Origin of the sequence: Rheinheimera mesophila, from assembly GCF_000986865.1 — a bacterium.
GTDB lineage: Bacteria > Pseudomonadota > Gammaproteobacteria > Enterobacterales > Alteromonadaceae > Pararheinheimera > Pararheinheimera mesophila.
Map to the genome: position 1 here is coordinate 44633 of NZ_LAVS01000002.1, position 12385 is coordinate 57017.

The following is a 12385-nucleotide window of genomic DNA, read 5'->3' on the forward strand; positions in this document are numbered from 1 at the left end:
GCTGATGTTGCTTTATCTGGTGCGCCATGCCACAGCACAGGACCGAAGGTTAGGATTGCCGGATCCCAGTCGTCATCTGGTGGACAAAGGCATTAAACAAAGTCTGAAGCTGGCCGAGTTTTGTCAACAACAATTACAAGCACCTGAGCTGGTGTTGACCAGTCCTCTGGTCAGGGCTGAGCAAACGGCCATGTTGTTGCATCAGCATGCCCACTGGCCAGCACCGCAAAAACAGGCCTGGCTTATTATCGACACTTTGCCGGAGGTCCAACTGAAGGCATTAACGGATCTGATGCAGCGAGGGGTAGGCACCCTCTGCTGTGTTGGGCATGAACCTGATATCTCCGCTCTGCTGGCTTTGCTGCTTCGCAGCGAGGCCGGACATTTTTACATTAAAAAAGCCTCGATTACTGCTATTGATATTCAGCCTCAACACGCTGTATTACTTTGGTCTTTGCCTGTAGCTTTGTTGTAACGCTCCAGTGCCAAAACTGGCTGCTGTTCTATCGCTGCCTGCTGAATAAATTGCTGTAGCTGTGGGAAAAAACTTAAAAATACCTGTTCTGCCGGTCGTTGCAATGCTGGCAATTCATCAGCCACTGCAGCAAAAGGTGCGGTAAAGCGACCAGCTAAAGCCATGCGACGTAGCGAATACTGGATCCCTGCAAGCTGCGCGTAGCTGCCAAACCAATCTTGCTCAGTCACAGCTTTACAGGTTCTGGCCATTGCCTCCGGCATCTGTGGCAGATCATGGTGCAGCTTGCAGTACAACTGGTGTTTGTAGTCTGTAAAATCTGAATCATAAAACAGCCGCCAGTGTTTGATCAGGCAAAAGTCAAATAACATATCCAAAGCTATAGGTGCAAAGCGTCGCATTGCTGAACTAAACAGCAAACGGGCTGCTCTGACGTGCGGATGATGATCGGTAAACCAGTCCACAGCTCTGTGATTATACAAACCCGCTGCTACCGCAGGGGGCAGCAGCTCCAGCCTGGTGCCCCGATAGAAATCGCCCAATAAATTGCCGATACGGGAGTGGGTATTGGGTTGAGCCAATAGCAGATGGGCTAAATAATTCATTGCACCTGGGATTTTCAGTAAAAACTAGCTGTAGTCTAAGGTAAAAAAGATGTATTTGCTGCGCTTATCCGCTATAAGTAGGTGTCTTATAATGAAAAAATACAAAGGAACAGGTCTGATGAAACAAGGGGTTGTGCTGATCGCTGTACTGGCACTTAGCGGATGTAGCAGCATTAGTCCAGAGGAATGTCAGGTGGGAGACTGGTTTGCTATCGGCAAAACGGATGGTCAGCAGGGAATTGCCAGCAGTAAGTTTCGCAGTTATCAAAAAGACTGCGCCGAGCATGGGGTAAGCTCAGATTTTCAGGCCTATCAGCGGGGTCATGCTGAAGGGGTATTGTTGTATTGTACTTATGACGAGGGGCGCGAGTTAGGCCAAAGTGGGGGCAGCTATAATAAAGTCTGTACCGGTGCACTGGAGCCGCAATTTCGTTTAGGTTATGACCGGGGCCGGGCCTGGTATCAGGCTGAATCTGCCTTATTCAATTTACAGAAAACCTTGCAGCAAAACGCCGACACCATAGAGCGACTTGAACAACGCATTGACGATAATTCTAAACAACTGAGTGTGCTCAAAGACAAGCAGCAGAAACAACAAGTGCTGGATGAAAACCGCAATTTGCAGCAAGAGCTGCGTCAGTTAAACCAAATGCAAGGTCAGTTGCAAGCTGATTTAAAGCAGGCTGAACTGCAGTTTAGTTTGATCCAGCAAGGTGGCTAAGCCATGAGATTGATCTGTGGCTTGCTCTGCACTGTGTCGCTTTTCACGCAGGCTGCGCCTTTGGATTTACTCTGGACCAGTGAAAAATTATTGATCGCCGGGCAACAAAGTCGTTTGCCACATACGCCTCAATGGCCAGCAAAACAGGCCGATCTGATTGCTTATGGTATGACGGGGGTGTTACCGCAGGGGGTAAACTGCCAGTTAGAGCTCTGGTTACAGCAAGAGTTACTGCTGAGTTTACCTTGTACTAAAGGTTATCTGCTGAAGCGTCCTGTACGTATCACCCCGGGAATGAGGCTGGAGTTGTATTTACATAACACCAACTTGTTCAGTCCCGGAGAGGAAGTGGTGTTGCGCAACAGATTATCTTTAGACGTAACCGAATAACCTGCTGCCCCCGACTTTCGTTTAGCTGATTTCAGTATCCTGAGTCAGCCAAGCCTGAGCTACCCCCGAAGTCAGGATCAACAAAGCGCCCAGCCATTGCAGCCATGACATAGGTTCTGAAAAAAGTAACCACGCAGCAACAATAACAACAACAGGTTCGAGATAAGCAAGAGTTCCAAAGAGCCGGGTTGGTAAATGTTGAATCGCTTGTAAAGCACAGACCAAGGCGAGAAATCCCGGGAATAAACCAGCAAGGACCAGCCAGACCCATTGGTCTGCATCAGGCCAGGGGTGGCTGGCCATCAGAGGTAAAACACACAAAGCGCCCACCAACAACTGATAAAAACTTTTATGATACAGAGGCACTGTGTCTGGTAGTTTTTTGTTCAGCAAAATAAAGGCGGTGTAGGTGAGCAAAGAGGCCAGTGCATACCAAAGGCCTTGCTGTTGCTCCAGGCGGCTGTCGATCTGAAATTGCTGTAACATCGCAAAACCAAAAAACGCCAGTAGGATCAATAATAAAGTTCGCCCAGTCAGGCGCTCTGCAAACAAAAAATGGGCGAGGATGGCCGATAGGGCCGGTGCCAGATACACCAGTAAAATAGCCAGCGTCAGTGAAATGCTCTGAATGGCGGATAAAAAACACAAGATAAAACTGGCCAGCAATACACCGTTTAACAGAACCAGTGCTGGCGGGCGTGCTGCGATGAATTTGAGTTGTCCTGTCAACGCCAAATAAAAAGCCAGAATAACGGCTCCTAAACCCAAACGGTAAAACGTCAGACTGGCCGGATCGACCTGACTGTATCTGGCTATGACACCTATAGTACCCATCATCATAGCAGCCAAAGCGGCCAGATAAATATAACGGTAAGACGAGACGCGCATACCACAACCAAACCGGGGGAGAAGGCGGCCACTGTAGCTGCCAGGTGTCGCTAATTCAAGAGGAGCCGCCGGACAGTATTCTGTAACACTTTTTATTTGGTGTTGCTCCACAGAAGATTTAGGCTAGGTAGTCAGATCCGCTATCGGCTTAAGGAGCCCGTTGATGCGTCAACTTCTATTTTGTTTTAGTCTGGTCCTGCTGTTGCTCGGTTGCACTGAACCTGCAGGGCAAAGTAAAGCCTCTACCGCCTCAGCGCAAGTGACGGTCTTGAGTGAAAGCTTTCTGATGCCCGGCCTGAACCGCAGCAGGCAAGTGCGGTTGTACCTGCCGCCTGGCTATGAGAATTCAGCAAAACGTTACCCTGTGCTTTACATGCATGACGGCCAAAACCTGTTTGATGAGGCCACAGCTTATGCCGGTGAATGGGGGGCAGATGAAATTCTGGACGAACTGGCAGCGACCGGGCAGCTTGAGTTGATTCTGGTCGGCATTGATAATGGCGCTGAAAAGCGCATGACAGAGCTCAACCCCGTGGATCACGCTGAATTTGGTAAAGCCGAAGGCAAAGCGTATCTGGAATTTATTGCCAATACAGTAAAACCTTATATCGACCGGCATTATCGCACTCTGCCCGATGTGCAGCATACAGCTATTATGGGCAGCTCCATGGGGGGGCTGATCAGTCATTATGCGATACTGCAATTTCCGCAGGTATTTGGAAAAGCAGGGATTTTCTCACCTTCTTATTGGGCGCTCGGCGAACAGATCCACTGGTTTGAGCAACAGCCTGTTGCTGCGGATGCCCGACTGTATTTTTATATGGGAGCAAAGGAGGGAGGTCCGATGGTGCCGGATATGGCCAGACTTTATCAGGCTGTGCTGAGCACAGGCCATGCGCCGGAGCGCACCCGGTATCATCTGGTTGCGCAAGCGGAACATAACGAAGCGGCATGGCGAAATGAATTCAAAACCGCTGTGTTATGGTTGTTTAACGACAACACATAACAAGGCTTTTTCAGTGTCGGCAGACTAAAACAGCAAACCTTAGTCTGCCAGATAAAATTTTGTAATTTTTCTGTACTAAATCAATCACCTGCCTATAGTTAACACAATACTGATCCACAGTAGATCCACGGCAACGGAGTGTGGTTATGTTTGGTTTTAATTCCAATTCGGACAATATAGTCAAGGCCATTAATGCGACTCAGGCTGTCATTCAGTTTTCACTGGATGGTCGTATTGAAGAGGCCAACAGTAACTTTTTAGACCTGATGGGGTATCAGTTGCATGAGGTGCAGGGCAAGCATCATAGTATTTTTGTGGAGCCGGGTACCGCCAATTCTTCGGCTTATCAGCAGTTTTGGGCAGATTTACGGGCAGGTAAATCGCAAACTGCAGAATTTAAACGTATTGCAAAAAGTGGCAGAGAGGTTTGGATCCGGGCCTCTTACACACCCATCATCAAAAATGGCAAAGTGCATAAGGTGATTAAGTTTGCATCTGATGTAACAGAGCAAGTGGCAAAACAGGCCAATTTTGAGTCACAGTTACAAGCCATTCACAGAGCCCAGGCGGTGATTGAATTTGATCTGGATGGCAAAATTCTGTTCGCTAATGCGAATTTCCTTCATTTAATGGGCTATAGCCTGAAAGAAGTCACAGGCCAGCATCATCGTATTTTTGTCGATCCGAAAGAGGCTGCATCCGGCAGTTACAGCGATTTCTGGCGACGTTTAAAAGAGGGGCAGTATCAGACCGCAGAATACAAAAGATTGACTAAAACTGGTCAGGAGGTGTGGATCCATGCCACCTACAACCCGATCAAAGGACCTGATGGTAAAGTACTGAAAATCGTCAAATTTGCCAGCGATATCAGCCATGAAGTGGCGCAAAAAAAAGAGTTCAGGTTACTTTCTATGGTGGCCAACGAGACAGACAACGCGGTGTTGATCTCCTCGGCCGACAGACGGATCCAATACGTCAATAAAGGTTTTAGTCAGATGACAGGATATGGCCAGCATGAAGTGTTGGGCCATATTGCCAGAGAGTTTTTGGTCGGGCCTAAAACAGATCCTGTGACTAAAGAGCGGATTGAGGCCGAACTAAGCGCACCACGGGCGTTTTATGATGAAATTGAAATTCATCGCAAAGATGGTTCGTCGTTGTGGATTTCAGTGACCAGTAACCCTGTTTATGATGAACAGGGGCAACACAGCCATTACATTGCCATTCTGGCTGATATCAGCAAGGTAAAATCTTCAGCTTTGGAATATCAAATCCGCTTTCAGGCGATTAGCCAATCGAATCTGATGCTGGAGTGGAACAACCTTGGCCAACTGATGGATATCAATGATTATCCACAGCGGCAATTTAAACTGGATAACGAGCAATTCAGCCGTGCAGTGGCGGACTGGCGCAGTTTTCTGAATCAGGATCAGGCGGCCAAAGTACTGGCAGGGCAGAGCGTGGTGACGGATATTCATATTCAGGTCAATGGCAAACAGCTTGGAATTGCCGCTACCTTCTGTGCGGTTCGGGATACCTATGGTGAATTGCAAAAAATTATTATGTTTGGTGCCGATATTTCAGAGCGTCTATTGGTGGTGCAAACCAGTGATTCCGTAATGTCTGAGCTGGTGAGTTCAGGTCAGAGTATCAACAATATGGTGTCTTCGATTAATTCTATCGCCGATCAAACCAACCTGCTGGCACTCAATGCCGCTATTGAAGCCGCACGGGCAGGTGAAGCGGGACGGGGTTTTTCTGTCGTCGCCGATGAGGTGCGCAGTCTGGCGTCCAAAGCCAGTGCTTCAGCCAGTGAAATTAATTCGGTGGTAGGGAAAAATCAGTCGTTGCTCCATAGCCTATCTGCCACCTTAAATAAGTTAAATAGACGGGAGTAAGCCTGTGCTGATACAGGCATCTATCATCAAAAACCGCAAGGGAGCCAGTAGCTCCCTTGCGGTTTTTGGTTATGGTAAATCAAACCACAAGGCTTTGACCGGACCTTGGGTGGCTATGGCTTTCAGTTCAGTTTGTTTACTGATCTTTGCACCATCACCTGCTTGCATCACTGTGCCGTTTAACTCCAATTCACCGGTAATTAAATGCAGGTAGAAGTTACGTTTGGCTGTAACAGGCATTTCAATCACATCATGTTCGCTTAACAACAGTTGTGATAAATAGGCATCCTGTTTGATCTGCAGTGTGCCGTCCCGACCATCAGGTGAGATCACCAGCGTTAAACCCGGTTCAGCTTTAAACTCTTTTTGCTGATAACCCGGTTCACCACCAAATTGATTCGGTTGGATCCAGATCTGCAGAAACTTAAGCTGGTCTTTCTCACTGGCATTAAATTCGCTGTGGTAAATGCCTTTGCCCGCACTCATTAGCTGAAATTCACCGGCAGGTAAAGTTTTGACATTCCCTGCTGAATCTCTGTGAGCAATTTGCCCTTCCAGCACATAGCTGATGATTTCCATGTCCTGATGGCCATGCGTATCAAAGCCTGCCGCTGCATCGACTTCGTCATCATTAATCACCCGAAGCGCTGAAAACCCCATATGCGCCGGGTCGTAATAACGGCCAAAAGAGAAGCTGTGTTTACTTTTTAACCAACCGAAACTGGCTATGCCACGATCTGCAGAGCGTCTTAGTTCAATCATGATATCCCTCGTACTTGAAGCAGTAGCCGAATAGGCCACTTTTGGGAAGACTCTCTCTATTGGAGAGAGAGTCATTTGAGCCGGATTATTAGTTCAGTTTTTTCGCGATAATGGCATCGATAGAGGCTTTACCTGCGCCGCTCAGCAGCAGTGAGACGCTGGCGGCTAACAGAGCTAAACCAAATTCGTAACCGTTATTGCTCATAAACAGGCCGTTGGCGAAGTGCACTTTAAAGATGGCCACTAACATGGCGATGATTAAAGTCACAGCGGCAGGGCGGGTTAACACACCAAACACCAAGGCCAGACCACCAAAAAACTCCGCCGCACCGGCTAAAAACGCCATCAGTACACCCGGTGCCAGACCTATGCTCTCCATCCAGCCACCAGTACCCTCTAAGCCGTAGCCACCAAACCAGCCAAATAATTTCTGAGCACCGTGAGCAGCAAAAATAATACCGACTGGAACTCGTAAAGCTAAAGCGGAAAAACCTGCGTTTGTACTAAAAATTTGTTGTAAAGTTGCTTTGTTCATTTCTTTCACCTTGTGTCACGTAAGTCAATTAATTAGGGTTGTCAGACTGCTTTAAACCGCTTCTCAGTTCCGATGTGTGTACTTTAGATGGACTTGCCTTTTTAAAAAAGCGGAATAAACTGAGTTGATTGTTCAAAATATTTGAATGTAATTTTGTCTGTGTTTTTACACTAAGGTTTGTATGGCTAATCATCCTATTCTGACGTTGGACGCTTTACGCGCCATGGACGCTATCGACCGTAAAGGCAGCTTTGCTGCGGCGGCCGAACACTTATACAAAGTGCCTTCGGCCTTGAGCTATACCATAGCGAAGCTGGAGTCTGATCTGGATGTACAACTCTTTGATCGCTCAAAACAAAAAGCACAACTAACTCCGGCAGGCCAGTTGTTATTACAGCAGGGCCGTGAGCTATTGCAAGCCGCCAGTCGGTTACAGGATGCGATTAAACAAGTCGATACCGGCTGGGAAACTCAGTTTGTGATAGCCAAAGACAGCATAGTGCCTTATCCGCCTGTGTTGAGTTTAATCAATGAATTTATGCAGCTTGGTAAGATGACCGAAGTCAGCATTCGTGAAGAAGTACTGGGCGGAGGCTGGGAAGCGCTGGAGACTGGCCGCGCCCAAATTGCAATTGGGGTGTCGGCCGATATGCCCAAAGGCAAATATGAGCTGGTGCCTATAGGTGAGGTGGAGTTTGTGTTTGCCTTATCGCCTTTGCATGAGCTGGCGAATATTAACCGCCAGATTGAGTTGGCTGATGTTGAGCAAGAAACGGCGATAGTCGTATCAGACTCTGCTTTGGATGCTCCAAAACGCAGTACAGGTTTATTTGCTACCCGGCGGGTGCTCAGGGTCAGCTCTATGCAGGCGAAAATTGCCGCTCAGGTGCAGGGGGTGGGCGTCGGGTTTTTGCCTAAACATTTGATCCGGGACGAACTGGCCAGAGGTTTATTAATAGCTAAAAAAACCAGTATTCCCCGGGATAAATCTATGCTGTATCTGGCCTGGCAAAAACAAGGTCAGGGTAAAGCGCTGCAATGGTTTAGTGAGGCTTTTAGTCAATATAGCTGGGCCGCTGTTTGGTCCGAAAATCCCCTTCGTACTTGAAGCTGCAGCTTTGTTGACGGCGTGCGCTCGCCCTGGTCACATAGGTAAGCTATGCTCCCAGGGTCTCACGCCCTTGTCGCCTTGCTGCAGCATCAATTACTTTGGGGATTAAAAAGAGTGAAAAAACTTCAGCCAAAACAGCAGATTTTTGCTGTATTTCAATAGATTGATTGGTTAAAGTAGCGCCAATTTTATAGCCTGGTCAAAAGGGTTACCGCCTTATGTTATTAACCTTAGTCATTTGTTATTGGGTGTTTTCTGTAGCGCTGGGTTTATGGGCTGCACTGAGAGTAAAAAACACCCGTGATTTTGCTGTCGCAGGCCGGCATTTGCCATTTTATATGGTAACAGCCACAGTCTTTGCTACATGGTTTGGCAGCGAGGCGGTATTGGGTATTCCCGCTACTTTTATCGATGGTAGTTTAGGTGACATAGTGGCCGATCCCTTTGGCGCCGCCCTTTGCCTTATTCTGGTTGGGGTGTTTTTTGCCGCGCCTTTGTACCGGATGAAATTGCTGACCATAGGTGATTTTTATAAAAGGCGTTACGGCCGCTCTGTTGAAGTGCTGACGACTTTAGCCATAGTTTTGTCTTATTTAGGCTGGGTTGGCGCTCAGTTAATGGCTTTAGGTCTGGTGTTTAATGTGGTCTCCGACGGTGCTATCAGCATGACGGCGGGAATGTGGATTGGCGCCGGCAGTATTCTGATTTATACCCTGTTTGGCGGTATGTGGGCTGTGGCTATTACCGATCTGGTACAGATGATAGTGATAGTGCTTGGGCTGTTGTACATAGGTGGCGAAGTGTCAGAGATGGTCGGTGGTGTGTCTGTGGTCGTTGATCACGCGGCAGCCGCTGGCAAACTGGAGTTCTGGCCAGAGGCAGATCTGAAAGCCATTATCGCTTTTATGGCGGCAGCCTGTACCATGATGCTGGGCTCTATGCCGCAGCAGGATGTGTTTCAACGGGTGCAATCGGCGAAGTCAGAAAGAATCGCCGTCTGGGGCTCCATTCTGGGCGGTTCTTTGTACTTTCTGTTCGCTTTTATCCCACTGTTTATTGGTTATGCCGCCACTCTGGTTGCACCGGAGATGGTGAAAAATCTGATGGCTTCTGACTCTCAACTGATTTTGCCACAGTTGGTGTTGCAGCATATGCCATTGATTGCGCAGGTTGTTTTCTTTGGTGCTTTGTTGTCCGCCATTAAGGGCTGTGCGTCAGCCACCTTGTTGGCTCCGTCAGTGTCTTTTGCAGAAAATATTCTGAAACCTTTGTTACCGCCGATGCAGGACAAACAGTTATTACGACTGATGCAGGCGGTGACGCTAGTGTTTGCTGCTTGTACTCTGGCTTATGCGCTCAATAGCGAATCCACTATTTTTGGTATGGTGGAAGATGCCTATCAGGTGACTTTAGTCGCTGCTTTTGTGCCGCTGGCTTTTGGTGTGTACTGGCGTAAAGCCACCAATCAGGGCGCTTTAATGGCGATAGCTTTTGGCGTCAGCACCTGGCTGGGTATTATCTTTTTCGGCCCTGAAGACCCTTATGTACCTGCGCAGTTTGCTGGCTTATTGGCCAGTATTGCCGGTATGTTGCTGGGGTCGCTGATGCCGCAGTACCTTGAGCATGACCATGAAGTGCATGACAAGTTACATCGTGGGGAAATGGCACACACAGGCCCGCAGCATGGCTGATTTTCTGGCGGGAATTAAAGCTGTTGTTTTTGATTTAGATGGCACCTTGGTCGATTCACAGCTTGATTTTACCGAGCTGCGTCGTCGTTTGGGCTGGCCTGAGCAGACGTTGATCCTGGAGCATTTAGCCACCTTAAGCTGTGCCGTTGAAAAACAACAGGCGGCACAGATTATTGTCGACTTTGAGCTCGAAGGGGCGCGCAAAGCCTGCTGGATGCCCAATGCTGATCTGTTACTGCAGCAGCTTAATCACCGGCAAATGCCGATGGCGATTTTAACGCGCAATATGCGTCAGGCCACAGAGCTTTGCATGCAGGCATTGAGTATACCTATCGACCTGGTGCTGACCCGGGACGATGCACCGGCTAAACCTCAGCCTGAAGGTTTATGGCTGATTGCCGACCATCTAGGCGTGCAGCCTGATGAAATTCTGTACGTCGGCGATTATCTGTTTGATATCCAAACCGCCCGCAATGCGGGCTCCTACTGCTGCTTATACCGGTATGGCGACAACCATATTTACGCAGAGCAAGCGGATCTGGTGGTTGATGATTTATTGGATTTGTTAAAACACCTGCCTTAATGCTTTGAGTAAGACGCTGATATTCCTCATATTCTTTATTATTCTGCTTCCTATTTTTCAAGGAATTCATAAGCATAGTCAGGACTTCAATACATAAGGAAAAGTGATGACCTTAGGCGAATACATTAAAGACAAACGAGCCTCTATGCAGTTAAGCCAACCTCAACTGGCAGAACAAATTGGCATAGAACAGTCTTATTTATCCAAACTTGAAAACGATAAATCTTTGCCATCCAACGAAGTTTTTCGTCGGCTACTGGCTGCTTTGAACGTACCTTTGGCTGATTTTATTGCTGCATTTTCTATACAGGAGCAACAACAGCTAAGCGCGATAGCTGATATTGAATTTTATCTGAAACAACAGAATAACAAGCTGCAACACCATTCTGCCCGGTTGGTGCTGAGCCTGAGTTTTATTTTCGCTTTGGGGGCTGCCTGTTTTTATGCCGGTGTTCAGGCTTTATGTTTTTCTGAACGTGTTTATCAGTATGAGTCTCTGGGCGTTGTATTACCGGGTGAGTCCGCCTTTGTATTTAAAGATTGGGATCAACACTTTCCAATCCGTACTGACTCAGGTGAAGATATGCGGCAATCGATGAAAAAAAGGGCTGAAAAAGCACAGCAGATGTATCAGCGTTTAGCCCAGTTGACAGAACAGAGTTTTGAACATAGAGGCGAATATTACATTCGTACTGTAGAGGGGGGCAGCCGCACTTTTGAATACAAGGGGGCTAATTGGGTCAGTCGTACTGGCAACACGATATTACAACTACTCGGGCTATTTTTGATGGTGTTCAGCGCCGTATTAAGTCTGGGTCGCAAGGCATTACTACGGTTTTGAGTTGGTACATAACAGAGCCATTAGCGGCCCTGTTATGGCCTCTAAAGCTCCTTGTCCAGCACTTTAGGCAGACGGCGATGTTTTTCTTTGGCTTCTTTTATCGCATCACTAAAAGCCGAGGCCAGAATACCGGTTGGAACTGCGATCATACAGATCCCTGTAACAGCGGTAATACCTGCCAGAATTCGGCCCAGTACAGTAATAGGATAAACATCGCCATAACCAACAGTGGTTAAGGTCGCTACAGCCCACCAGGTGGCGCGTGGAATAGAGCCAAAGGCTTCGGGCTGAATATCGCCTTCAACTAAATACAGACAGGTGGCGGCAAACAGCAGAATAATCACCCCAAAAATGGCACTGACCAATAGCTCATAGGTGCGGCTACGGACAGCTTCAGCTATACATTCCAATGCGGTAGAAAACCGGCCCAGCCGCGCTAAACGCACTACCCGGATCAGTAACACCAAACGGAGAATCACGCCGCCATTGCCCAGATAAAGCGAAAAGGCGACCAGAATAGCCAATAGATCGGCCAGGGCAAAAAAGGAAAAGAAATGCTGAACGCGGCTTTTAACTGAATCATTTTCAATGCAGGTCCAAAGCCTTGCCAGGTATTCCAGTAAAAACAATGAACCCAACGTCAGCTCAGTGGCGCGAAACCATGATTCGCGACCCTGGCGTATGCTGGGTTCAGTCTGGATAATGGCCAGTAAGATACCCGCCAGAATGACAACAGCAATAGCGATATTCAGCGGCGACATGCCTTTACCTGAATACAACACCGGGTCGAGCTGATGCGCCAGACGGGAGCGCAGTTTGTCCAGCAGAGGTTGATCGTGCATAACACACCAAGAAAAAAGACTATGCCTGATTGTCCGG

13 protein-coding genes and 2 pseudogenes are annotated in these 12385 nt (G+C 47.9%); 10 read left to right on the forward strand and 5 right to left on the reverse strand.

What is annotated here, in order from left to right:
- Positions 1–4 precede the first annotated feature (4 nt).
- Positions 5–475, forward strand: coding sequence for a phosphohistidine phosphatase SixA (gene sixA, locus SD53_RS01520; protein ID WP_046518451.1), 471 nt, complete (start codon positions 5–7; stop codon positions 473–475).
- On the opposite strand, the gene SD53_RS01525 is transcribed toward sixA, so the two are convergent.
- Positions 430–1080, reverse strand: coding sequence for an acyl carrier protein phosphodiesterase (locus SD53_RS01525; protein WP_046518452.1), 651 nt, complete (start codon positions 1078–1080; stop codon positions 430–432). The genes sixA and SD53_RS01525 overlap by 46 nt on opposite strands.
- Before the next feature lie 91 nt (positions 1081–1171).
- Here SD53_RS01525 and SD53_RS17875 point away from each other — a divergent pair, with 91 nt between their 5' ends.
- Both SD53_RS17875 and SD53_RS01535 read left to right on the forward strand, forming a co-directional pair.
- Positions 1172–1801 carry a DUF2799 domain-containing protein gene (locus tag SD53_RS17875; protein ID WP_052749209.1) on the forward strand — a complete coding sequence of 210 codons (630 nt, stop codon included), beginning with the start codon at positions 1172–1174 and terminating at the stop codon, positions 1799–1801.
- Between the two features lie 3 nt (positions 1802–1804).
- A complete protein-coding gene (locus SD53_RS01535) occupies positions 1805–2191 on the forward strand; it encodes a hypothetical protein (protein WP_046518453.1) in 387 nt (128 codons plus the stop codon).
- A 21-nt stretch (positions 2192–2212) separates the two neighbouring features.
- Here the strand turns inward: SD53_RS01535 and SD53_RS01540 are convergent, their stop codons facing one another.
- Positions 2213–3079: a DMT family transporter gene (locus SD53_RS01540; protein WP_046518454.1), complete on the reverse strand. Its 867-nt coding sequence runs from the start codon at positions 3077–3079 to the stop codon at positions 2213–2215.
- Between the two features lie 163 nt (positions 3080–3242).
- On the opposite strand from SD53_RS01540, the gene SD53_RS01545 reads away from it, so the two are divergent.
- From SD53_RS01545 to SD53_RS19040, 3 genes and pseudogenes are all read left to right on the forward strand, one after another.
- The gene (locus SD53_RS01545) at positions 3243–4085 is read left to right on the forward strand and encodes an alpha/beta hydrolase (RefSeq protein WP_046518455.1); all 843 of its coding nucleotides are present in this window, start codon (positions 3243–3245) and stop codon (positions 4083–4085) included.
- 146 nt (positions 4086–4231) lie between these two features.
- Positions 4232–5326: pseudogene (locus SD53_RS19035) on the forward strand (PAS domain-containing protein); the annotation flags it as partial.
- A gap of 321 nt (positions 5327–5647) precedes the next feature.
- Positions 5648–5876, forward strand: a pseudogene (locus SD53_RS19040) (methyl-accepting chemotaxis protein); the annotation flags it as partial.
- 176 nt (positions 5877–6052) lie between these two features.
- Here SD53_RS19040 and SD53_RS01555 read toward each other — a convergent pair.
- Positions 6053–6745, reverse strand: a complete 693-nt coding sequence (locus SD53_RS01555; protein ID WP_046518457.1) for a pirin family protein — start codon at positions 6743–6745, stop codon at positions 6053–6055.
- An 88-nt stretch (positions 6746–6833) separates the two neighbouring features.
- On the reverse strand, positions 6834–7280 hold the full coding sequence (locus SD53_RS01560) for a DoxX family protein (RefSeq protein ID WP_046518458.1): 447 nt from the start codon (positions 7278–7280) through the stop codon (positions 6834–6836).
- A gap of 181 nt (positions 7281–7461) precedes the next feature.
- Here SD53_RS01560 and SD53_RS01565 point away from each other — a divergent pair, with 181 nt between their 5' ends.
- The 4 genes from SD53_RS01565 (at position 7462) to SD53_RS17880 (ending at position 11506) form a co-directional block, all read left to right on the forward strand.
- On the forward strand, positions 7462–8388 hold the full coding sequence (locus SD53_RS01565; protein ID WP_046518459.1) for a LysR family transcriptional regulator: 927 nt from the start codon (positions 7462–7464) through the stop codon (positions 8386–8388).
- A gap of 221 nt (positions 8389–8609) precedes the next feature.
- On the forward strand, positions 8610–10082 hold the full coding sequence (locus SD53_RS01570; RefSeq protein WP_046518460.1) for a high affinity choline transporter 1: 1473 nt from the start codon (positions 8610–8612) through the stop codon (positions 10080–10082).
- On the forward strand, positions 10075–10665 hold the full coding sequence (locus tag SD53_RS01575; RefSeq protein WP_046518461.1) for an HAD family hydrolase: 591 nt from the start codon (positions 10075–10077) through the stop codon (positions 10663–10665). The genes SD53_RS01570 and SD53_RS01575 overlap by 8 nt, the downstream gene beginning before the upstream one ends.
- A gap of 106 nt (positions 10666–10771) precedes the next feature.
- Positions 10772–11506: a helix-turn-helix domain-containing protein gene (locus SD53_RS17880; protein WP_052749210.1), complete on the forward strand. Its 735-nt coding sequence runs from the start codon at positions 10772–10774 to the stop codon at positions 11504–11506.
- Between the two features lie 41 nt (positions 11507–11547).
- On the opposite strand, the gene SD53_RS01585 is transcribed toward SD53_RS17880, so the two are convergent.
- Positions 11548–12348: an ion transporter gene (locus SD53_RS01585; protein WP_046518462.1), complete on the reverse strand. Its 801-nt coding sequence runs from the start codon at positions 12346–12348 to the stop codon at positions 11548–11550.
- Between the last annotated feature and the right edge of the window lie 37 nt (positions 12349–12385).